The following is a 20380-nucleotide window of genomic DNA, read 5'->3' as shown; positions in this document are numbered from 1 at the left end:
GATGGGATCATGAGCGTAGTCAAGATCAACGTACTGACCGTCCCGGCCGAGCAGCGGGAGACGCTGGAGAAGCGCTTCGCCTCGCGTGCCCATGCCGTGGAGAACTCCGACGGATTCGAATGGTTCGAACTCCTCCGCCCCGTCGAAGGCACCGACAGCTACCTCGTCTACACGCGGTGGCGTGACGAGGAGTCCTTCCAGGCCTGGATGGAGGGCCCCATGAAGGCGGCCCACCAGGGTGGTGACGCGGCGAGCGGGGAGCGCCCCAAGCCGGCGGCCAGCGGGTCCACGCTGTGGTCCTTCGAGGTCGTGCAGCAGGCGGCGCCCACCAGCGCATAGCTGGACGCCGGGCAGGCCGTCGGCGGGCCGGTCGTGGCCGGCAGGCCGTGGCCTGGCGTCGCCCCCACCGTGCGGCAAGTTCGGGGTTACGGGGCGAGAAGTTCACAGCGTGGGCACGCGGCGGCATCCAGCCGGTGCGTGTCCGCGGGGGGGGACCCGTACGTGGCCCCGGTGCCGCTGTCGCCCCGCAGGCCCGTGCCCCGCGGTGAGGAGCCCCTCTGCCGCCCGCCCCTTGCAGCGGCCGCTCCGCAGGTCAGATGCCGCCGACTCCGTCGGTGTGGGTTCGTTCGTAGTGGCGGGCGACCCGTGCGCGGTTGCCGCAGATGTTGCTGCTACACCACTTGCGCCGCTTGTTCTCGGCGAGGAAGAGCATCGAGCAGGTCGGGGTGGCGCAGCGGCGCAGGAGCCCGAGGCGCTCGTTGTCGGCGAGGAGCCCGATGGCCTCCGCGGCGATGGCGGCCAACGCAGCGTTCCCACCGTGTTCGGTGTGCCAGCGTTCCTCGCCCCGGATGCCGTCGGCCGTCACGACCAGACGAGGACTCGCGGGAGCCGCTGTCGCGGCGGCGTTGATGTCGTCCGCCGACGTGGGCCGCGCCGAGCGGCCCTCCAGGTGACTGTCCAGGACGTCGCGAACCGCCCCACGCAGCCGGCGCACGGCCGCGGCGTCGGGCACAGGCCCGGGCGGCAGGCTATGGAGAGCGAGAGTCGACCGGAAGGGATCAAGGCTTGACTCGAGCCGGCACGCCCGCTTACACAGCGCCCGGAAGGTTCCTCACCCTGAGCCGTTGCCGGAGCGACTGCTCTTCGCGGAGCGGCTCCGCCGGATTGAGGGTGAGGTTCGGCGGGGAATGGATCGCGGACAGCGAGGACGTCGTACTGCTGCACGAGCCGGGGCGCTACCCCGTCGCCCACTTCCTGGAGGGGCGTCCCACCTTCGCCTGGAGGGCCATGGACGCCCTCTACGAGGAGGACGAGACCACCCGTCCAGTGGTGCTCTACGAGTCCGGTTTCGCACCGCGGTGGTACGTGTCGCCTACTACGGTCCTCGAGCATCGCCCCACGGCGAAGGTCGCCCCCTCACCGTGAGGCGTGATGTGCCGACGGGACGGACAAGCTCATTCCTCGCGTTCGTACTCCGCCCGGGCACGTTCGGCGTCGAGATCTTCCTGTGCGGCGCGGTAGATGTCACCGGCCAGCTTGCGGGCGGCCTGAGGATCGGAAGTCGAGGAGACCGTCCGGATCCGGTCAGCCCATTTGTCCATGTCTTGCGGGGTTTCAGGATTCTTACTCACACTACTTTTGTACCTTTTTGTAGGCTTCTTCGCCTCCCCGATCGGCCGGATCATTGAGCAGCATGCCGAGGCGACCGACTTCGCCGCGCGGCTGCGCCGCACCGGGAGGCTCGACGGTGACGGCCAAGGTGACCTTCAGGGCCATGGCGGGGAGCAGCGGGCCGTCCTCGCCTACCAGGCGCAGCCCTACGCGTACTGGCGCAAGGTCATCGAGCGACGATCTGGAGTTCGGCCGGTTCGGGGAGAATTTCACCGTCGACGGGCCGGCGGACGACGAGGTGCGCATCGGCGACCGGCACCGCATCGGCGAAGCCGAGTTCGAGGTCACCCAGCCACGCGTGACCTGCTACCGCGTCGGCATGCGCCTGAACGAACCGCGCATGGCCTTCCTGCTCGTCGCCCACCACCGCCCCGGCTTCTACCTGCGCGTCATAGCCGAGGGCCAGGTCCGGGCCTGCGACCGAATCACCCGGACCCGCACCGGCCGAGGGTCCCTCACCGTCGCCGACACCGACGCCCTGCTCTACCTTCCGGCTTCCGGCTTCCGGACCCGGCCACACTGCGTGCCGCCTTGGGCATAAAGGCGCTCAGCCCCGGGGGCAGCAGTCCTTCCAGGAGATGAGCCACCGACTCGACCAGCCGCCCGCCCCGCACCCGCCGCGCCCGGCTGGAAGGGTTTCAAGCAGCTGCGCGTGACCCAGGTCGTACCCGAGACCCCCACGGTGCCCTCGTTCCTCCTGCGACCCACCGACTCTCAGGCGCTGCAGACCGCGGCAAGGTCAGCATCTACTACACCGCCCCGGATCTCGAGATCGCTGGGGAGCCGGGAATCACGCACGGGCGCATGACCAGCGACGGGATCCGGGAGCTCGGCATCCCTGCGGATGCGCACGCCCATCTGTGCGGCCCCGAGGGCTTAATGTCGGCGGTGACATCCGCGCTCCAGCGGGCGGGCTGAGCAGTTCGAACATCCACACCGAAGCCTTCGGGGCGCAGCCCCTGGAGGATCCCGCCTCGGGTGAAGTACTGCCGTGCTGCAGCGTCCACACCACTGACATCCTGCTGGATCTGTGAGCCCTCCCCCGGCGGGGGCTCTAGTTCGACACTCTGACCGACGTGATCGCAGGCCTGTTGGGACAACTCGACGTCGACCGGTTCTCCGTCTACGCGCAGGACTACGGAGCGCCGACGCAGAACGGCAACGGCTACACCGACGGATTCGTCAAGGCGTTCCGGGACGGGCTGTTCGCCTACGCCGAGAACCCGACGCCCGAGAACGAAGCCTCCCTCCGCGAGGTCCTGGCCCTCGAACTGACCCGATGGCAATACCTGAACGGGGTCGCGGATCCGAGCCTCGTCAGCCCGGACAGCTGAACCATCGACCAGGCGCTGCTCTACCACCCCGGCAACGACGCCATCCAGCTCGCACTGTTCCGGAACGCTGTTGGCCGCCTGGGGGGCCAACGACGAAATCTTCGGCCCGGACGAAGCCCGCGCCTTCCAACACGACCCGCCATCGGTAACGACCCTTCGCCGTACGGCACGTTGCGGAGGTCGGCGTACGGAGCGCGGAGCCGGAGGCCACCGGGGCGAAGCGGCGGCGGGGCACCGCCCTCGTGGGGCGGCTATTTGGGCTACTTCACCCCGGTGCGGGCGAGCGGTATCGGGACGAAAACGGGCGGTGTGGCGTCGGGGCGGGCAGGGGGACGACGGTCCCGTCGACGAGTCGTGTGTTGCGGTTGGGCCACTTCGGCAACCCCCTTCACAGGGGCCACACATGCCGTGCGAGGATGCGGCTCCCGGTATCGAGTACCGGCGTAGAGGGGAACATCATTGAGATCAAGGAAACTGAGCCGTAAGCGGCGACGGGCGACCATAGTCACGGCAGCGGCCGCCTCGGTCGTCGCCGGCGCCGCGCTGCTGCCCAACTGGTCCGCGGGCGCGTCGACTGTCGCCGATCCCGCCGTGGATCCGTCGACCAAAGCCACCTTCCAACGGCTGGCGGACGCGGTCTTCACCGACCGTACGGACGCCCTGGTGGACGGCGGCAAGACCAGTCGGAACACGTCACTGTCGTCGCGGTTCTCCGGCGACGTGCGGGTGTCCTCCACGCTGTCGCGCGAGGAGAAGTCCGCACTGTCGCAACTGCGGGGCCGCAAGTCGCGTCTGGAGTCGCTCGGCGAGAAGTACAGCTCGGCCAACACGAGCGTCTCGCTGGACCGTACGCGACTGAAGGGCCGTCACGCCACGGTCAACGTCACCGAGACGACGACGCTGACCTACGAGAAGGTCAAGGGCAACGAGCCGAAGACCACCGGCTTCCAGGCGCACCACGAGCTGACGTTCAAGGCCGATCGCAAGGGCGACTGGCAGCTGACCGGCATCCGTGACACCGACGACGGCGTCGCGGTCAACCAGGTCGCCGCCACGACGTTCGTCGCCGCGCCGAAGACGGCCGCCGACGACGCCCCGCCCTCGGCGACCCGCTCCGTCACCACGTGGCCCGCGCCGGCCAAGCCGAAGAACTTCTCGGCCTCCGGCTACGACTACAAGGCCATGGCGGCGTACGCGGCCAAGTACTGGAACAACTACAACTCGGCCTACCCGAACTTCAACGGGCAGGGTGCCGGCGGCGACTGCACCAACTTCGTCAGCCAGTCCCTGAAAGCGGGCGGCTGGAAGCATGTCCCTGGCTACACGGACGACTTCCACAAGTGGTTCGGCAACTCCGACATCCAGTCGGACTCGTTCGTCGGCGTCAACGAGTTCTCGTGGTTCGCCCTGTCCTCCAAACGGGTCACCAGCCTCGCCAACGTCTACCAGTTGGACGTGGGTGACGTCCTGCAGATGGACTTCAACAAGGACGGGTCCAAGGACCACAGCATGATCGTCACCTACCGCAGCCCGCAGGGCGTGCCGTACGTGACGTACCACTCCACCAACACCTACAACAGGTCGGTGGCGAGCATCATCGCGTCGTACCCGAACGCGGCGTACTACGCCTACCGCACCTGAGCGGTCCCCGTCCGGAGCGGGAGCCGGTCCGAGTGTCCGGCTCCCGCTCCTTCCGGGTCTCCCTTGTGACGGTGACTTTCGGCTGCTCCCGATCACTCACGGGAACAGTGCGATCCCGACGAGGATCAGCAGGATGATGCCGGCGACGAGCGCAACGGTCGCCCACGTCCCACGCCGCTTCAACGGCGTCGAGGGCTCTCCTCCACGGGGCCGGTCCTCCGGCAGTGCGGCGTCGGCCGGGCGCCCGCTCCTGTAGAACTCTTCGTCGGTCGGATAGACGTTGCGCGGATCTTCCAGAGCGCGCGGATCGATCTCGTGTGGACTGGTCATGAGCACTCCTTGCGCGGCGCTCATCAGGGCCGGGGTTCCCGGCGGACGCCAGGGCCTGCGCCAGGGGCGATGGCTCCCATTTCCCAGGCGCGCAGCCCTTCAGGAAGACGCCGCACAGGCAATCCGCCCTGCTCACCGCGCACCATCTGATCGTATACCCGAGCAGGGCCGTCCATGAGGTCCAGCGGGGCATGCGGTCCGGGCCGCGCACCTCACAGGTCGAGGACCGCCCGGAGCGCGTTGTCGATGAGCTCCTGCTGCTCGGGCCCGATGGTGCCGAGCAGGGTGGCGGTCTCGAAACGCGACGCGGAAAGCTGGAGCAGGTTGACGGCGACGACCGAGGCGTCGACCGGGGTGGTCAGGCGCACGCTCATCGCCGTATCGGGATGCACGGCCGGGGCGTGGAGCACCAGGGCGACCACGGCGCCGTACGCATCGGCCAGTCCGTCAAGGCTGACGACGAGGACCGTGCGGTTTCCCTTGCCGGTGTCGACGTCCCAGACATCGCCCTTCTGGATCGTCACAGGGCGTCGCCCTCGCCGCCCAGATCGAGGGGCTCGATCCGGGCGAGACGACGGGCGGCGTCCAGCGTCATCTGCCGCCGCACGGCTCGGAGGATGTAGTCGTTCAGGGAGGGGGCGCCAGCTGCGGCGTCGCGCAGCGCCTTGTCCATGGCGTCGGGAATCCGCAGGGTGATGGCAGTCATGACACCAAATGTAGTGGCATCGCTGCCGTCACGCGGCGACGAATCGGGACGGCGGCCTTTTCGATACGGCGGGCTTTCCCGGGAACACGGGAACAGTGGGACACCGCCGGGCCAGGAGGCTCGACTTGCGTCATCCCGGAGACGCGACGCCGACCGGTTCGGCGGAGGCGGGCCGCCGCGAAGGAACCATCACCTTGATCTGCGTGCCGGGTGCCTCGAGCCGGTGTACGACTCCAGAGCCCGACCTGACCGCCGGGAGCCGCTCCAGTTCGAACACGGCGGCGACGAACTCCACCAAGGCTTCGTCGGCGCTGACCAGCCCGACTTCGACCCGCTGCAAGGTCACGGCACCCCCGGGTAGCTGCCCACATCGATCGTTCTGCATCTGGCCCTACAGATGCGAGAATGTAACTCTGCTGTATGAGAATGTCATTACCCTCGCGAGTGCGGTGACGTCGCTTCGTCACCGAGAACGGCCCCGGCCATGTCTTGGCCGTGTCGGTCCACCGAAAGCGGGCGTGAGGGATGGAAAGGCTGGGGATCGAGCTTCTCAGCGTCTTCGGAATGCCTCCGGTCACGTTCGTGTCCCTGGCCGCGGACCTGAATTGCCGGTACATCTCGACCGCCCTGACATCGAATCCGTACAACCCGTCGATCTATCCACCCTTGTCCCTTCGGGATGATCCAACGCTGCGGCGCGAGATGATTGCCGCAATGCGTGATCGCGACGTGTCGATCTCGCTCGGGGAAGGCATGGTGGTCCACGAGGGAGCCGACATCCAGGACAGAGTCGGCGATCTCGAGATCATGGCGGAGCTCGGTGTCCGGCGGATCAACACGGTCTCTCTCGATCCGGACCTCGCCCGCAGCATTGACCAGTTCGGCATCGTCGCCCAGACCGCCGCTTCACTCGGGATGGAGACGACGGTGGAAGCCAGTCCGGGTCTGACGGTCCCGGATCTGCCCAGTGCACTCGACGTCATTCGTCGGGTCGGGCGGCCGGACTTCCGCCTCCTGGTCGACACGATGCACATCGTGCGGTCCGGTTCCGGGCCGGACGACCTCGCGCGGCTCGATCCTGGTGTCATCGGCTACATCCAGCTGAGCGACGCCCCGCTGGCGCCCGCCATCCCCCACTACATGGAAGAGGCGATGTTGGAGCGGATGGTGCCGGGGACGGGCGAACTGCCCTTGCTCGACCTGCTCGAGGTACTTCCGCGCGACCTCGTCATCGGCCTCGAGATACCGCTCCGCGCGGAGGCGATGACGGGCGTCGGCCCGCATGAGCGGGTCGGTCGGTGCGTCGATGCCGCCCGCGGTCTCCTGGCTCGACTGGCCGACCAGCCCGCTCAGGCCTGAACCCGCTGCGTCCGAGGATCAGGTCCTGGCTAGAACGGGCGAGCGTAGGGGTGGTTGCTCACGCGGTCGTAGATCCTGCGCAGCCACGGCCGGCGGACGGCGGGCAGTCGTGCCAGCGTGTGGAGGAACGCTCTCGCGTCAGGCCGGAACGCCCCCCATGGATGCATCGGCAGCGGGTCGTCGCGGAAGACACCCTCGGGCATTCCGCCTGTCGCGGGGACGGGCAACCGGTCGTGCTGGAAGGCCAGATGCATCCACACGTCGGCAGCCAATGGCACGGTGTCCACCGTGGCTGACGGCTGCCACGACGTCCCCGTCTGCGGGTGTCGCGGAACCAGGGCTATGTCGGAGACGGCGCGGTCGGGATCAGGCAGGCCTGGGCCGGCCAGGACCACGTTCCTCACCGGCGGTCCCGGCGGGAGCAGCGCGTCGAGCGCGCGGCCGAACGTGTCGGCGAGGAGGCCGTGAGGGACGGCCACGGGCGTACCCGCCGAGGCCGCCAGCAGGTGGGCCAGCGCAGCCCCGACCGCCGCCTCCCACCGTGGGCTCCACACTCCGGGCGGCTCGATCGGCGGCGCGTCCTGCCGCTCGTCGACCAACGTCTCCCAGTCGACCGTCCGGTGCCCGGGGCCTTCAGCGGGAAGGCGGCGCACTGCCTGCGGGTCGAACCACACCGCCTGCCAAAGGGAGCAGTCGTCGATGCGGGTTGCCACCGTCCGCCCGCATTGCGCGCAAGCCAGGTTGGGACCGTCCCTCCCGTCCAGCCCCATGCAATAGCCGTCGCAACGCTCGGGGATCAGCACGGTGCCGCGGGTGTCACCCGGCGCGACGACGATCGCTCCCGGCGCACCGAAGGACAGCGCGGGAACCGGCGCGAACACGCCCCGGGCTTCCGTTTCGTCCACCCCGATCTCACTCCACTGCCGCCATGGCGGCCCGGAGGGTTCCGGGTCCACGGCGTATGTGCCCGATTCCATGAGCGCGGGCAGCAGTTCGTGCCCGTAGCTGTGGTGGGCGTGGACGGGAAGCGCCACCTGCGACAAGCGGGCGGTCAGCGCGGCGCCGCACGACGCACACACGAACACGGCCATACATCCTCCCCCGCCCTTCACCCCGGATTGTCCCGGCTCGGCGATCGAGAGCCAACACCCTTTTGTCCACCGCCGCGATCACCAGTAGCGATTCACTTCGGTTCACCGCGATTCACCGTCGGAGTCGCACCCCTCTCAGGGATTCCCAGTGCAGTACGGTCGGCCCCCGACACTCTCGGGGGCTGGCTCATTTGGGGAGGTGCCGCATGGACGGCGGACCAGCGAAGATCGGCCTGACGTCGATGAATGTCTGCTGCGGGTTTTCGTCGACGTTGCCTCCACCGAAGGAACGTGCGGTCGAGTTCTGCCGGAGAATCGAGGAATCGGGCGTCGACGTGGTCAGCTTCCAAGAGGTCTGGACGGCCGCGCTGTTCAGAACCATCCGCACGCACCTGCCCTCGTATCCCTTCGTCGCCCGCGCCACCGGAGTGGCCGGTCAGCCGGCCGGGGGCCTGGCCTCCTTTTCGCGGCTGCCGTTGCGGTCGATGTCGTACGAGTCGTTCCGTGGTTCCCGGCCCGAGGAATCCGGCCCGCTGTTCCGCGGATCCAGGGCCCTGTGGGGGCGTCTGCAGGGCGTACTGACCTTCGAGTTGGCGGGACGCCGGACGCTGGTGGGCAACGTGCACCTGACCGCGAACAAGGACGGCGACTGGTCGGTGGACAACCGCCATCATCACTTCCAGCGGCGGCAGTTGGTCATGTTCCACCAGGCCCTTCAGAGGGCTCGCCGGGACGACACGGAACTGGTGATCGCCGGCGGTGATCTCAACATCCCGGACAGCAGCCCCCTTTACCCACTGGTGGTGGACGGAGGAGCCTGGCGGGACCCGTTCCGCGCGGTCGGTCGCCCCACGTTCCACACCGAGCTGCTGCCATCGGGCGCCTCGGCGCACCGCGTCGACTATCTACTGGTCGCGGGCGACGCCGAGCGGTACCCGGTGACCGAACCCCGCCTGCTGTTCACGGACCCGGTACAACTCGGCGGCCGGAAGAGGTCGTTCCTCTCCGACCATGTGGCACTGACCGCACGCATCGCCCTCCCGACCGCATCGTCGGTGTCTTGATGCCGCGTACGGGGATCTGTGCGGTCGTGTCGCGGCCTCGAACGTGGCCAGCGGCGTTCCGCGCGGGCTGACGGCGGATCGGACGAGCCGCCCACGGCCCAGGCCGAGTTGAGAGCGGTCAGAGTGAGCGTTCCGTACGCGGTGGGGGCGCCGAGCGTCGTGGCTAGGGGCCGCGTGGACCCGCATTCTCCGCCTGGTGCCGGTCGAACGCGTCGCGGGCGTCGGGGACGAAGGTCGTGTCGTGCATCGCAGCGCGCAGCTCAACCGGGGTGAGCCAGGCGTGCCAGGCAATTTCCGAGGCATCCGGTACAACCGGCTGGTTGAGGACCGCCTCGTGCAGGCCCATCCAGTACGGACTGATGACGCCCCGGCACAGGTACTTGAAGAGGAACCGCGTCGGGGTGTGGACCCCGAGTTGTTCGGCGAGTTCGCGACAGGCGACTGCCGGGTAGGTCTCGCCCACGCCCACGCCCACGCCCACGGCACAACCGACCAGCCAGTCGTACTGGCCGGGGAAGCGGGAAACTTGACATCCTCCCCTCCCTGAAGGGAGGGGATTCCTGGCTCAGGCTCCCTCCGGGAGCAGCGCCCCCAGAGGTCTTGCGCCCTCAACACCAGCCGGGATGAGACCGGCCCGGACCAGCATCACACGCGCGGAGTTCTTGTCCCTGGGGGACACGGCTGCGCACGCGGTGCAGGTGTAGGTACGTTCCGAAAGAGGAAGTGCGTGCTTGGTTCTCGCTCCGCACGATGCGCAGTCCATGGTGGTGTGCGCGGGGTGCGCGAGGCGGATGTCCCGCCCGTGCTTGCGGCCCATCTCGATCAGGGCCTGCTTGGTGGCGCCGATCGCGGCGTCAGCCGCCTTGCGGGCCATGGTGGTCTTCGCGAGGAACTTCGGCCGGAAATCCTCGACAGCGACGGCGTCGTGTCCCCGGACGACGGACTTGGCCCACTTGCGGGCGGTGTCCTGCCGCTGCCGGGCGATCTTCGCGTAGGTCTCCGCGCGCCACTTCTTCGCCTCACGGTAGCCCTTCGAGGCCGCCCGGCCCTTCTTCGGATTGCGGCGGGCCATCATCCGGTCGTACCGCGACAACGTGGCCTGCGTCTTCCGGCCGTGCTCGGCATGCGGCAGGTCGTGCGCGTCGGATGTGGTGGTGGCGGTCTCCTTCACGCCCCAGTCCACGCCGAGGACGGCACCGGTCCCGGAGAGCGGCTGAAGCTCGGTGGTCACGACGAACGACGCCCACCAGTGCCCCACCGCGTCCCGGTATACGCGCACCGAGCTGGGCGCGGCGGAAAGTTCGCGGGACCACACCACGGTGAGGACGATGTTCCCGGCGAGGTGCAGGCGGCCGTCCTTCAGCCGGAAACCTCGGGTGGTGTAGTTCAGCGTCGGCAGTGCTTCACGCTTCTTCTTGTGCCTGGGCATGCCCGCGGGCTGCCGCATCGGCAGACGGCGTTCGATGTCTTTCAGCGCCCTGGAGCGGGACTTGGCGAAGTCCCTGACCGTCTGCTGCTGGGGGACGCTCGTGCCTTCTCGGAGCCACGGGGTCTTCGCGCGGGCCTCGGTCAGCATTATCGGAGGTACCAGGTGATCGGGGCGCCGGTGGACGAGGAATCGACCGTCAGGGTCGCGGCAGACGGTGGTGGCAACCCGGTGCAGCCACCTTCGGCGGATGGCCTCGCCTCGATCAACCACCCCAAGTGTCCGGTCCTGCTCGTCCACTCGCTCCACCATCTCCCCCACGGCGGACACGCTGCCACAGAACCGACGGGCTGACGACACGCTCAGTGCAACGGCCGACTCGATGTGCTGGATCAAGCTCCGAGATCACCTCCTCAGACGCCGATCGCCCCGTCGATACGTTCACGGAGGAGATCGGCGTGTCCGTTGTGACGGGCGTATTCCTCGACCATGTGGATCAGCACCCAGCGCAGCGACACCGTCCCACGCCATGCGTCCTTGCCCGCGATGTCGAGGTGGGGCGCGTCCCCGGTGAAGGCGTCGGCGAACGCGACCTCGGCGCGCCATGCCTGCCACGCTTCGGTCACAAGGTCGGGATCGGGAACCGCGCCGTCGAAGTCGCCGTCCGGTTCCACCGCCGACGAGAAGCGTGGTGGCGCGTCCTGACCGGCCAGCACCTGACGGAACCACCGGCGCTCCACGTCGGCGAGATGGCGTACGAGTCCGAGCAGCGAGAGCGTGGAGGGCTCCACGGAGCGTCGGGCCAATTCCCCTTCCAGGCCCGCGCACTTCAGCTCCAGCGTCGCCCGCTGGGCACTGAGAAATCCGATGAGCATGGCTCGCTCCTCGCCGGTCGAGGGAGCACCGAGCCGGGGATCGTCGTCGTCTCCGACGAACATGGCGGCCCGCCTCCGCGGATTGCTCGTACTCATGCTGTCTCTCCTTCGGGGTTCGTCGCTGGGAGGGAGCACGCGTTACTCCGTGCGAGTGGTGCATCCTCCGACAGCGTCGTAGCGTCGATAGAGGAGCCGTCCGCCGCAAGAAGGGGCGGATCAGGCACCGGGCCTGCTGGTCGAAAGAGATTGCGACTGGGAGCGAACATGCCAAAACGCACAGTGAGGACAGCGGTGACGTTCTGTGCCGCTGTGTCGCTCGCAGCAATCATGGGAACAGCTTCCTCCACCCCTGCCGGAACAGCTTCCTCCACCCCTGCTCCGTCACCGCCGCCCACGCCCACGTCCACCGCGCAGCGCCAGGCGGGACAGCCCGTGATGGTCGACTGCTTCTGGCACGCGCAGGTGCGCCCCACCGATTTCATTCTCGCGTGCGGTGACGGCAACAGCCGACTCACCTCGCTCCGCTGGTCCCAGTGGCACCGGGACTCCGCGGTGGCCGAGGGCTTCAACGTGGTGAACGACTGCAAGCCGTACTGCGCCGCGGGCAAGTTCCACTCGTACCCGGTGATCGTGCGGCTCAACGCCACACAGCCTTGGAAGAAGCACCCTGAGCTGTCGCAATACACCCAGCTGAGCCTCGTCTACACCAAGGGGAAGCCGGACGGATTCGGGCAATGGGTCGACCTTCCCCTGTGGAACTGACGTCTGAGATCGAGGCGTCCTGGTTCAGCGGGGCGCGTCAGTCGCGGCCGGCTTCCCGCGCTACGCGCTCCAGTCGGCTTCGATGACTGTCCCACCACGACCGATCGCCCGACGGCATGTTGTCGTTCCCTTCCCACATCCCGGCAGCCCCGTCGATGGACTCCCGGAGAATGTCGGCGTGGCCCGCGTGCCGGTGGGTGTCGGCGATCACGCGCACCAGGACCTGGTGCAGCGTCACCTCTCTTCGGTCCTCGGGCCACCACGCCACACGACCGATCGCGTCAAGCGCGAAGGTCTCGATCGTGGTGTCCGAGTGCTTCCACGCCTGGCGATAGAGTCCGGCGATCTGTTCGCGCGACTCCTCGGCGTCGGCCCACATGTCCGCGTTGGGCTCGGCGTCGGCCGTGAACCAGAGTGGCGGCTCTTCGAAGAACGGCCGCCCGAAGGTGTCGCCGAAGTACCCCAGCTCGACTCCGGTGACGTGTTTGACCAGCCCCAACAGATTCGTTCCGGTCGGCGTCAGCGGACGGCGGACGTCGTACTCAGACAGCCCGTCGAGCTTCCACAGCAGGGCGTCGCGGGCGGCTTGCAGAGAGCGGAGAAGATCCGCTTTCGCATTCGATTCGATCATGTCCAACAGTCTCGCAGCCACCACTGACAGTCCCATGGGCCCGGAACCCGGTGACGGGACCGTCGTCATGGCAATGGCGGCGGTCCCGTCGGTGGAGCGTCGGGGTGGCGTCAGCGCACCGGCAGGGTCGCGGTGTGCTCGACGCGTACGGCGTCCAGGGCCCGGGGGTTGAGGCCGAGCAGTCGCAGGATCGTCGGGGCGATCTGCGTGGTCTCCACCGGGCCGCTGACGCGCACGCCGTGCGGGGTGGCGGCGCCAGAGACGACGAGCGGGACGTCGAGGTCGTCGGCGTGGGCGCCGCCGTGCTCGGCGATCTTGCTCTTGCCGCCCGTGTAGACGACGCCGTATTGGGCGATGCCGAACAGGTCCGGCACGCGCGAGTCGCCCGGCTCGACGTGGAAGTACCGGGCGGCCGCCGCACCGGCGTACAGGGTCTTCAGGCCGCTCGCGGTGAAGGGCTTGGCCTTGCCGGCGATGTCGTTGCCGGTACCGGACTGGGCGAGCAGGTACGCCTTGGCGAAGGCGGTGGCGGCCTGCGAGCGGTCGTTCAGCCAGATGAGCATGGCGTCGTCGTCCACGGAGTGGGCGATCAGGTCACCGGCACCCGGGTGGGCCTTCTTCCATACGGCGTTGAGGCCGTCGAGCAGGGGGCCGTCGTCGATACGGGTCAGGGCCTTGGGGTCGGTCGGTGACTGGCCGTGCTTGGAGGAGAGGATGACGGTCGTGCTGCCGTCCAGGTGCTGCATGCGCAGTTCGGTGAGGAACGCTCCGACCTCCTGGTCCACGAAGGCGAGGTTCTTGGCCAGCAGCGGACCGGGGACGCCCTTCGCCGCGTAGCCGCCCGTCAGCCCCTCGGAGGCGGGCAGCTTCTGGGCGGTCGAGACGGACTGGAAGTTCATGCCGAAGACCGCCGGGGTGCCTGTCTTGTGGGTGCGGCTGTGGTCGTAGCCGTCGATCTCGTTGAGGACGGCCTTCGCCTTGTATCCGTCGTACTGCTCCGTCGCCGCGTTGTCCTTCGTCCAGTCCGTGCCTGCCGGGTAGCCGATCGCTTGGCTGTTGATCTCGGGGGCGAAAAGGTCTTGGACGCCGTTGCCGGAGGGGCCGTTGAGGATCTCGTACGCGACGTGCTTGTCGGACCAGGCGGTCCGCAGTCCGGCCTTTCTGACCACGTTGAAGACCGTGTTCACCTTCAGATACGAGTGCGGGTACACGGGCTTGCAGGTCTTGGGGTCGACCGGCAGCTTCGACGGGTCGATGAGGCCGCGGGCGGCACCGGTCATCTTGAGGATGCTGCCGGGCAGGCCGGCGAGGCCCTGGCCGGCGTCGATGGAGTCCTTGTTGCGGTCCAGGTCCTCAGTGAAGTCGACCTCGGCGCCGGGCTCGGCGCCCGCGCAGTGGATCGTTCCGGCCGGGAGGAGTGCGGAGCTGTAGCCGTCGTCGTAGTAGATGCCCGTGGTGCCCGGGTTCCCGCCGGTGAGCTGGCCGACCAGGCCGGGGAACGAGTCGGAGGGGTCGGTGGTCCTCGCATGGGTGTACTCGACCCCACCGGTGGCGAGCCGCGCGAGCGCGGACTTCGGGTGACGTGCGACGTACCAGGCCAGGTCGGACTGGTGCAGGCCGTCGATCGACAACAGCAGGACATGGCGCGCGAGGTGCGCGTGCGCGGAGGTGGATGTGGCAGGGGCGGGTGTAGCGGCGGTCGCGGAGGCGGTGAGGCCGCCGACGGCTGCGAGCGCGGCGGCAGCCGCGGTGACGGGACGGGCGGGACGTCGGAACACGGGTCGTTCTCCTCTGGCTGTGCGGAGCATGTGAAACCTGCGAACCATGCACCGCCATAGGAGACGCGCAACATGTACAGAGGCGGACTCGCGTGTCCCGTAATGGCCAAGAAACGCAACTGCGCACGCAAAGGCTGTTTGGCACCCGAGTTCCTGTGGGTTCCCGCGAGTTCCGCTCAGGCGCCCGCGCCGGCCGCGATGTCCAGCGCCGCGATGTAGCCGAAGGTCATCGCCGGGCCGATCGTCGAACCCGCTCCCGCGTAGCTGTGGCCCATGACGGCCGCGCTGGCGTTTCCGGCGGCGTACAGGCCCGGGATGACGGATCCGTCCGGCCGCAGTACCCGCGCCCGGGCGTCCGTGCGCAGGCCGCCCTTCGTGCCCAGATCACCTGGAACGATCTTGAAGGCGTAGAAGGGGGCGAGCCACAGGGGCGCCAGGCAGGAGTTGGGGAGGATCGCGGGGTCGGTGTAGTAGTGGTCGTAGGCACTGTCGCCGCGATGGAAGTCGGTGTCGTTGCCGTGCAGGGCAAGGCTGTTGAAGTGGTTGACGCTGGTGCGGAGCGCGGCGGCGGGCATGCCGATCTGCCCGGCGAGGGCGTCGAGGGTCCACGCCTTGTGGGCGGCGCCGGACGTGTACCACGTATCGGGGAACGTGAAGGTAGGCAGCACGTCCTTGAAGAGGTAGCGGTTACGGTAGTTCTGGTCGACGATCAGCCACGCCGGGATGTCGGGCGCGCCGCTGTCACGGTCGTACATGATGTGCACGACATCGCTGTAGGGGGCCGCTTCGTTGACGAAGCGCGCGCCGGCGGCGTTGACGAGGAGCCCGCCGGGCAGGGTGCGTTCGGCGAGGCAGAAGTACGGCTGGTCGGGCAGCGGGATCGCCGGGCCCCACCATGCGTCGTCCATCAGGTCGAGCGCCGCGCCGGCCCGCTGACCCGCCTGGATGCCGTCGCCGGTGTTCTCCTTGGCGCCGACGGTCCACTCGGTGCCGATGGGCTGTCGCTGGTACTGGTCGCGCATGGCCGCGTTGTGCTCGAAGCCGCCGGATCCGACGATCACCCCGTGCCGGGCTCTGATGAGGCCCGGGGTGCCGTTCCTGATGACCACGGCTCCCGTGGCGGTGCCGTTCTCCAGGTACAGGTCGGAGAGCGGGGTGTTCAGCCACACCGGAACCTGGGCCGCAAGCAGTCCGGCACGCAGGCCGGCCGCCAGCGACTGGCCCATGGTGAGGGGCTTCTGGCCGAGGAGGGCCGCCTGGGTGCCGCGGGCCAGGCAGGTGGCGGCGACGGCGGCACCCTTCGCGCTGACCGCGGCGAGCGTGAGCCACTTGTAGTCGGAGCTGAAGACGACCATGCCGGTCGGTACGGTCATGTACGACGGGTTCAGATGGGCGAGTTCGGCACCGAGGATGTTGCCGTCGAGCTGGTCGGGTTCGATGGAGCGGCCGCCGGGCAGTCCGCCGGGGAGTTCGGGGTAGTAGTCGCTGTACCCCTCCATCCAGCGGAAGCGGAGCGGGCTGTTCGCCATGACGAAGGAGATCATGGCGGGGCCGCTGCCGAGGAAGGCCTGCTGGCGTGCGGCGGAGACGTCGGGGCCGACCACCGCCGCGAGGTAGGTGGCGGCCTTCGCCGGGGTGTCCGGCACCCCCGCGGCGAGGATCACCGGGTTGTTGGGGATCCAGACGCCCGCGCCGGAACGCGCCGCCGATCCCCCGAACGTGGGCGCCTTCTCCACGACGACGCAGCTCAGCCCCTGTTTCGCAGCCGTCAGCGCGGCGGTCATCCCCGCCGCTCCGGAGCCGATCACCACCACGTCGTACGTGCCGAGCAGAGGTAGGTCGGCCGCGTCCGCGGCACCTGGCAGACCGGCCGCGAGCGCGAGCCCGGCTCCCGTCGCCGCGCCGAGCACCCGGCGACGCGACGGGCCGGGTGCGGAGGTGGAAGCGGTGGAGTACGCAGAGGAAGCGTCGGTACGTCTCACAGGGTCCGCGTTCGTGGACATGGCAGGGCGCTCCAGCCGGGCGAAGGAATGGGCGAGCGTGCTGTGCCCCGGGAAGCAACGGGTCTTCCGCGTCCCGGTTCTGATGCGGAGTCAGGAATGTCGCGCGGTGGTCTTGTGAAGTCAAGGGCCACGCCGAGCGGTCGGCGGCCGTTCCCGCCGCGGCATGAACCGACCGGCTGTCCGCCGCGTTGTGGGACGGCCCGCCATACTGGGGGCGGCGGGGAAGGAGAGGGCAGATGGATCTGTGATCCCACAGCACGCGGAAAACAACCAGAACAGCGACCACGACCACGACCCGTACAGCGCATACGACCAGTACGGGACATACGACGTCCTGGTGATCGGCGGCACCGGCGTGGACACCATCGTCCGCGTCGACTCCCTGCCGGTCCCGCTCGCCGACTCCGTCCATGTCGGCCCGATCGAGGAGTGGCCCGGTCACACCGGAGGGAACGTCGCCCTCGGCGTGCGGGCGCTGGGCCTCAAGGTCGGATTGCTCGACTGCATCGGTGACGACTGGATCGGCGCACAGGTGCGCGAGCGGATGGCCAAGGGCGGTGTCGAGTTCCTCCCGCAGATCTCCCCCGCCGGAACGCGGCGCGCGGTCAACCTGGTGGACGCGTCCGGCCGTCGGATGTCCTTCTACGACGGCCGCGACCCGGCGGATCTGCGGATGCCCCGGGACTTCTACCTACCGCGGCTGCGGCGCGCCCGCCACGTCCACCTCTCCATCATGAACTTCGGGCGCTTCCTCTACGACGACATCGAGGACCTCGGCGTCCCTGTCTCCACCGATCTGCACGACTGGGACGGCCTCGCGGACCACCATCGGGAGTTCGCCCTCCGCTCCGATCTCGTCTTCTTCAGCGCGGCGGGCGTGGGCGACGAAGCCCCCGCGCTGATGCGGGAGATCCTCCGCGCCGGGCGGGCCCACACGGTGGTCGCCACGGCGGGCGCGGACGGCTCCTACGTCCTCACCAGAGACGGCGGCCCCGGTCCACAGCACATTCCGGCGGCCGTCCCGTCCGCTCCCGTGGTGGACTCCAACGGCGCGGGCGACGCGTACGTGTGCGGCTTCCTGTACGGAAGGCTCGCCGGCCGGGACGTGCGGGAGTGCGCCCGGCTCGGGGCGATCGCGGGTGCCCACGCCTGTACGGCACCGGGCTCGACCGCCCTCATCTCCCGGGAGACGCTCCTGAGCGTGGCAAGTCCCTGATACGACCGTAACCTCATCGGTAGACGAACTGCTGCCTGAATCCGACACAGTCGTGGTCGGTCTGGGCTAGATTCGTGAATCCTCGGCACCGGAGCCTCTCGGTGGGGTCATGCCGGGGAGAATTCTGGAGCGGCGATGCACGCGTTCGAAAATCCTTCACCGGCTGCGACAGTGATGCAGGGTGGGCTCGCCGACAGTCTCTTCGAAACGGCTCGCCGCGAGCCGGACCTGCCACAGGTCGCACGCCGTCTCGACGACAGTCCCGGCATCTGGACGACGGTGACCGCGGCCGAGCTGTGGGACGAAGTGGTCGATCTGGCCCGGGGGTTGGTCGTGTCCGGCCTGCGCCCGGGGAACCGGGTGGCCGTCATGGCACGTACACGCTACGAGTGGACCGTCCTCAGCTACGCGCTGTGGGCGGTCGGCGCCGAGGTCGTGCCGATCTACCCGACCTCGTCGCACGAGCAGGTCGCGTGGATCCTCCAGGACGCGGGCTGTGTCGCCGTGGTCGTCGAGGACGAGCAGGGGATCATGACGGTCGGCTCGGCATGCGCGTCGCTCCCGTCGCTGCGCCACGTCTGGCAGTTGGACACCGGGGCACTGGCACAGCTGGTCGAGCGGGGCCGGGCGATCCCGACGACGACGGTGGACTCACTGCGCCGCATCGTGCTGCCCGACTCGACCGCGGTCATCGCCTACACCTCCGGGACGACGGGGCACCCCAAGGGCTGTGCCCTCACCCACCGTAACCTCGCCAGCCCCTGCGACACCCTCCTCGCGGGCTGGAGACACACGGCTGCTCCCCCTGGTGAGCAGCCCGCCGTCCTCGCCTTCCTGCCCTTCTCGCACGTGTACGGCCTCATGGTTCAAGGGCTCTGTCTGCGGGGCGGCATCCTGCTGGGACACGAGCCCGATATCAGTGAGGAGACGCTCTCCGCGGCGCTCCTCTCCTTCCGCCCGACCTATCTCTACGCCGTTCCGTTCGTCTTCGAAAAGCTCTACAAGAACTTCCTGCGTACGGCGCAACGGACGGGCCGCGGAGCCCTGTTCGAGCGTGCCGTCCAGACGGCGAAGGACTTCGCCGCGGCCACCGAACGCCAGCGACTGGGCAAGGGCTCCGGCCCCGGCTTCGACCTGCGCCTGCAGCACACCCTGTACGAGAAGACCATCTACCGGAAGCTGCGGGCCGCCCTGGGGGGACGAGTGTGCGGCGCGGTGTCGGGCGGCTCCCCGCTCAACCGTGAACTCGCCCTCTTCTACGCGGGCATCGGGATCGTCATCCACGACGGGTACGGGCTCACCGAGACGAGCGGCGGCATCACGGCCCAGCCCGTGGGGCGCGAGAAGTTCGGAACGGTCGGCCGCGTCCTGCCCGGTACGGACATCCGGGTGGCCGAGGACGGGGAGATCCTGGTGTGGGGGCCCTCGGTGTTCCAGGGCTACGTCAACGATCCCCCGTCCACGTACGCCGCGTTCCAGGACGGCTGGCTGGCGACGGGCGACCTCGGGCGCCTCGACGCCGAGGGGTATCTGGCCATCACCGGCCGCAAGAAGGACGTCATCATCACGAGCGGCGGCAAGAGCGTGGCTCCCGCGGCCCTCGAAGAGCGGCTGCGCGTCCACCCGTTGATCCATCAGGCGGTCGTCGTGGGCGACAACCGGCCGTGTGTGGGTGCCCTCATCACCCTTGATCCCGACTTCCTCGCGCACTGGCGCGGGGCCTGGTCCAAGGGGGGCACGTCGGCGCGGGACGCAAGGGAGGAGAACGAGCTGCGGGAGGAGGTCAGACGCGCCGTGGCCGCGGCCAACAGCACCGTGTCCCGCTCCGAGTCCATCCGGGTGTTCCGTGTTCTCCCCGAACCCTTCGACCAGACCAACGGCCTGCTGACCCCGTCGATGAAGCTGCGCCGGGACGCCATCTCACGGCGTTTCGCCGCCGAGATCGACGCGATGTACCAGACCTCGTCGAGGGTCCCGCGGGAGTACACGCCGAGCGAGCCCTCGATCTGGGACGATTCCGACAACGTGTTCCGGTGAGGAACTCCGCACGGGCCACTTCCCGCGGTCGGGAAGTGGCCCGTTTCCGTCGACCTCGCCCACGACTTCACAGGCGGCCAGGTCATCAGCCTGATCCGCCGGAGAGGCCCTGGTGAACGACTTCGCCCGGGAAACGGGCACGGAGCCGCACGCGACCCACCCGGTCGACGCCCCGGCACTCCCCGCCGACGGCGCCTGGAGGCTCCACGTCATGGACGACACCCCCGGCATCTTCACCTTCGACCCCGACTGCCTGGACGGCCGGAGCCTGACTTTCTGACCCTCGTGGCCTCTCTGCGCCTCTTCCGCTTCCTCCGCGGCGCGGGACATAGGTGCGTCCCGCGAGCGAGCGCAGGGGCGTCACACGAATTCCGGCCCCCGGCATCCTGGTGGTGTTCATGTGACCACAGTGCTGCCAGGACGCCGGGGCAACCAGATCCCTCCTGTACGGGGGAA

General features: G+C 68.9%; 25 protein-coding genes. 11 read left to right on the top strand and 14 right to left on the bottom strand.

Going from position 1 to position 20380, the window contains the following annotated elements; translation table 11 throughout:
- The first annotated feature begins 9 nt into the window (after window positions 1-9).
- Window positions 10-339: an antibiotic biosynthesis monooxygenase family protein gene (locus OG798_RS49380; protein WP_067381387.1), complete on the top strand. Its 330-nt coding sequence runs from the start codon at window positions 10-12 to the stop codon at window positions 337-339.
- Window positions 340-592: 253 nt separating this feature from the next.
- Here the strand turns inward: OG798_RS49380 and OG798_RS49375 are convergent, their stop codons facing one another.
- Window positions 593-1027, bottom strand: coding sequence for a CGNR zinc finger domain-containing protein (locus OG798_RS49375; protein WP_328760186.1), 435 nt, complete (start codon window positions 1025-1027; stop codon window positions 593-595).
- Window positions 1028-1170: 143 nt separating this feature from the next.
- On the opposite strand from OG798_RS49375, the gene OG798_RS49370 reads away from it, so the two are divergent.
- Window positions 1171-1425 (top strand): hypothetical protein, encoded by a 255-nt coding sequence (locus tag OG798_RS49370; RefSeq protein ID WP_328759448.1) that lies wholly within the window; start codon window positions 1171-1173, stop codon window positions 1423-1425.
- 29 nt (window positions 1426-1454) lie between these two features.
- On the opposite strand, the gene OG798_RS49365 is transcribed toward OG798_RS49370, so the two are convergent.
- The gene (locus tag OG798_RS49365) at window positions 1455-1601 is read right to left on the bottom strand and encodes a hypothetical protein (protein WP_164657677.1); all 147 of its coding nucleotides are present in this window, start codon (window positions 1599-1601) and stop codon (window positions 1455-1457) included.
- 31 nt (window positions 1602-1632) lie between these two features.
- A complete protein-coding gene (locus OG798_RS49360; protein ID WP_328759447.1) occupies window positions 1633-1776 on the bottom strand; it encodes a hypothetical protein in 144 nt (47 codons plus the stop codon).
- Here OG798_RS49360 and OG798_RS49355 point away from each other — a divergent pair.
- The 3 genes from OG798_RS49355 (at window position 1775) to OG798_RS49345 (ending at window position 4646) form a co-directional block, all read left to right on the top strand.
- On the top strand, window positions 1775-2212 hold the full coding sequence (locus OG798_RS49355; protein WP_328759446.1) for an MOSC domain-containing protein: 438 nt from the start codon (window positions 1775-1777) through the stop codon (window positions 2210-2212). The two genes, OG798_RS49360 and OG798_RS49355, sit on opposite strands and share 2 nt — an antisense overlap.
- Before the next feature lie 535 nt (window positions 2213-2747).
- On the top strand, window positions 2748-3005 hold the full coding sequence (locus tag OG798_RS56815) for a hypothetical protein (protein ID WP_179436290.1): 258 nt from the start codon (window positions 2748-2750) through the stop codon (window positions 3003-3005).
- A gap of 459 nt (window positions 3006-3464) precedes the next feature.
- Window positions 3465-4646 carry an amidase domain-containing protein gene (locus tag OG798_RS49345; protein ID WP_097228685.1) on the top strand — a complete coding sequence of 394 codons (1182 nt, stop codon included), beginning with the start codon at window positions 3465-3467 and terminating at the stop codon, window positions 4644-4646.
- A 96-nt stretch (window positions 4647-4742) separates the two neighbouring features.
- Here the strand turns inward: OG798_RS49345 and OG798_RS49340 are convergent, their stop codons facing one another.
- The 4 genes from OG798_RS49340 to OG798_RS49325 form a co-directional block, all read right to left on the bottom strand.
- Window positions 4743-4976 (bottom strand): hypothetical protein, encoded by a 234-nt coding sequence (locus OG798_RS49340; protein WP_095850505.1) that lies wholly within the window; start codon window positions 4974-4976, stop codon window positions 4743-4745.
- A 212-nt stretch (window positions 4977-5188) separates the two neighbouring features.
- Entirely contained in the window at window positions 5189-5500 is a 312-nt protein-coding gene (locus tag OG798_RS49335; RefSeq protein WP_179436291.1) for a hypothetical protein, read from the bottom strand.
- A complete protein-coding gene (locus tag OG798_RS49330; RefSeq protein WP_060896809.1) occupies window positions 5497-5682 on the bottom strand; it encodes a hypothetical protein in 186 nt (61 codons plus the stop codon). Before OG798_RS49330 ends, OG798_RS49335 begins: the two co-directional genes overlap by 4 nt.
- A gap of 130 nt (window positions 5683-5812) precedes the next feature.
- Entirely contained in the window at window positions 5813-6028 is a 216-nt protein-coding gene (locus OG798_RS49325) for a hypothetical protein (protein ID WP_095850506.1), read from the bottom strand.
- Window positions 6029-6264: 236 nt separating this feature from the next.
- Between OG798_RS49325 and OG798_RS49320 the strand changes: the two genes are divergently transcribed.
- Entirely contained in the window at window positions 6265-7041 is a 777-nt protein-coding gene (locus OG798_RS49320) for a sugar phosphate isomerase/epimerase family protein (protein WP_328759445.1), read from the top strand.
- Between the two features lie 29 nt (window positions 7042-7070).
- Here OG798_RS49320 and OG798_RS49315 read toward each other — a convergent pair whose 3' ends face one another.
- Entirely contained in the window at window positions 7071-8132 is a 1062-nt protein-coding gene (locus OG798_RS49315) for a hypothetical protein (protein WP_095850508.1), read from the bottom strand.
- A gap of 206 nt (window positions 8133-8338) precedes the next feature.
- Between OG798_RS49315 and OG798_RS49310 the strand changes: the two genes are divergently transcribed.
- The gene (locus OG798_RS49310) at window positions 8339-9196 is read left to right on the top strand and encodes an endonuclease/exonuclease/phosphatase family protein (RefSeq protein WP_328759444.1); all 858 of its coding nucleotides are present in this window, start codon (window positions 8339-8341) and stop codon (window positions 9194-9196) included.
- 163 nt (window positions 9197-9359) lie between these two features.
- Here OG798_RS49310 and OG798_RS49305 read toward each other — a convergent pair whose 3' ends face one another.
- From OG798_RS49305 to OG798_RS49295, 3 genes are all read right to left on the bottom strand, one after another.
- Complete coding sequence (locus OG798_RS49305; protein ID WP_328759443.1) at window positions 9360-9677, bottom strand: hypothetical protein; 318 nt, start codon at window positions 9675-9677, stop codon at window positions 9360-9362.
- An 84-nt stretch (window positions 9678-9761) separates the two neighbouring features.
- Window positions 9762-10772 carry an RNA-guided endonuclease InsQ/TnpB family protein gene (locus OG798_RS49300; protein WP_121413576.1) on the bottom strand — a complete coding sequence of 337 codons (1011 nt, stop codon included), beginning with the start codon at window positions 10770-10772 and terminating at the stop codon, window positions 9762-9764.
- A gap of 263 nt (window positions 10773-11035) precedes the next feature.
- Window positions 11036-11593, bottom strand: a complete 558-nt coding sequence (locus OG798_RS49295) for a DinB family protein (protein WP_328759442.1) — start codon at window positions 11591-11593, stop codon at window positions 11036-11038.
- A 213-nt stretch (window positions 11594-11806) separates the two neighbouring features.
- On the opposite strand from OG798_RS49295, the gene OG798_RS49290 reads away from it, so the two are divergent.
- Window positions 11807-12259, top strand: a complete 453-nt coding sequence (locus OG798_RS49290) for a hypothetical protein (protein ID WP_373558888.1) — start codon at window positions 11807-11809, stop codon at window positions 12257-12259.
- 37 nt (window positions 12260-12296) lie between these two features.
- Here the strand turns inward: OG798_RS49290 and OG798_RS49285 are convergent, their stop codons facing one another.
- The 3 genes from OG798_RS49285 to kstD form a co-directional block, all read right to left on the bottom strand.
- Entirely contained in the window at window positions 12297-12890 is a 594-nt protein-coding gene (locus OG798_RS49285; RefSeq protein WP_121418105.1) for a DinB family protein, read from the bottom strand.
- Window positions 12891-13000: 110 nt separating this feature from the next.
- Window positions 13001-14668: an alkaline phosphatase family protein gene (locus OG798_RS49280; protein ID WP_328759441.1), complete on the bottom strand. Its 1668-nt coding sequence runs from the start codon at window positions 14666-14668 to the stop codon at window positions 13001-13003.
- A gap of 176 nt (window positions 14669-14844) precedes the next feature.
- On the bottom strand, window positions 14845-16671 hold the full coding sequence (gene kstD / locus OG798_RS49275; protein WP_328759440.1) for a 3-oxosteroid 1-dehydrogenase: 1827 nt from the start codon (window positions 16669-16671) through the stop codon (window positions 14845-14847).
- A 334-nt stretch (window positions 16672-17005) separates the two neighbouring features.
- Between kstD and OG798_RS49270 the strand changes: the two genes are divergently transcribed.
- The 3 genes from OG798_RS49270 to OG798_RS49260 all read left to right on the top strand — a co-directional run bounded on the left by OG798_RS49270 (window position 17006) and on the right by OG798_RS49260 (window position 20204).
- Complete coding sequence (locus OG798_RS49270) at window positions 17006-17887, top strand: carbohydrate kinase family protein (RefSeq protein ID WP_328760185.1); 882 nt, start codon at window positions 17006-17008, stop codon at window positions 17885-17887.
- A 135-nt stretch (window positions 17888-18022) separates the two neighbouring features.
- A complete protein-coding gene (locus OG798_RS49265) occupies window positions 18023-19924 on the top strand; it encodes an AMP-dependent synthetase/ligase (protein WP_328759439.1) in 1902 nt (633 codons plus the stop codon).
- Between the two features lie 112 nt (window positions 19925-20036).
- Window positions 20037-20204: a hypothetical protein gene (locus tag OG798_RS49260; protein ID WP_328759438.1), complete on the top strand. Its 168-nt coding sequence runs from the start codon at window positions 20037-20039 to the stop codon at window positions 20202-20204.
- Window positions 20205-20380 lie beyond the last annotated feature (176 nt).

This window comes from Streptomyces sp. NBC_00271 (assembly GCF_036178845.1).
Classification (GTDB): Bacteria; Actinomycetota; Actinomycetes; order Streptomycetales; family Streptomycetaceae; genus Streptomyces.
The sequence above is the reverse complement of the archived record's forward strand: the minus strand, read 5'-3'. Positions and strand labels throughout refer to the sequence as shown.

Bases quoted from the DNA above. Each gene is read 5' to 3' on its own strand.
- OG798_RS49380 (WP_067381387.1), top strand. From the start codon at position 10: ATGAGCGTAGTCAAGATCAACGTACTGACCGTCCCGGCCGAGCAGCGG.
- OG798_RS49365 (WP_164657677.1), bottom strand. From the start codon at position 1,601: ATGGACAAATGGGCTGACCGGATCCGGACGGTCTCCTCGACTTCCGAT.
- OG798_RS49355 (WP_328759446.1), top strand. From the start codon at position 1,775: ATGGCGGGGAGCAGCGGGCCGTCCTCGCCTACCAGGCGCAGCCCTACG.
- OG798_RS49360 (WP_328759447.1), bottom strand. From the start codon at position 1,776: ATGGCCCTGAAGGTCACCTTGGCCGTCACCGTCGAGCCTCCCGGTGCG.
- OG798_RS49340 (WP_095850505.1), bottom strand. From the start codon at position 4,976: ATGACCAGTCCACACGAGATCGATCCGCGCGCTCTGGAAGATCCGCGC.
- OG798_RS49330 (WP_060896809.1), bottom strand. From the start codon at position 5,682: ATGACTGCCATCACCCTGCGGATTCCCGACGCCATGGACAAGGCGCTG.
- OG798_RS49315 (WP_095850508.1), bottom strand. From the start codon at position 8,132: ATGGCCGTGTTCGTGTGTGCGTCGTGCGGCGCCGCGCTGACCGCCCGC.
- OG798_RS49310 (WP_328759444.1), top strand. From the start codon at position 8,339: ATGGACGGCGGACCAGCGAAGATCGGCCTGACGTCGATGAATGTCTGC.
- OG798_RS49300 (WP_121413576.1), bottom strand. From the start codon at position 10,772: ATGCTGACCGAGGCCCGCGCGAAGACCCCGTGGCTCCGAGAAGGCACG.
- OG798_RS49295 (WP_328759442.1), bottom strand. From the start codon at position 11,593: ATGAGTACGAGCAATCCGCGGAGGCGGGCCGCCATGTTCGTCGGAGAC.
- OG798_RS49285 (WP_121418105.1), bottom strand. From the start codon at position 12,890: ATGATCGAATCGAATGCGAAAGCGGATCTTCTCCGCTCTCTGCAAGCC.
- kstD (WP_328759440.1), bottom strand. From the start codon at position 16,671: ATGTCCACGAACGCGGACCCTGTGAGACGTACCGACGCTTCCTCTGCG.
- OG798_RS49265 (WP_328759439.1), top strand. From the start codon at position 18,023: ATGCACGCGTTCGAAAATCCTTCACCGGCTGCGACAGTGATGCAGGGT.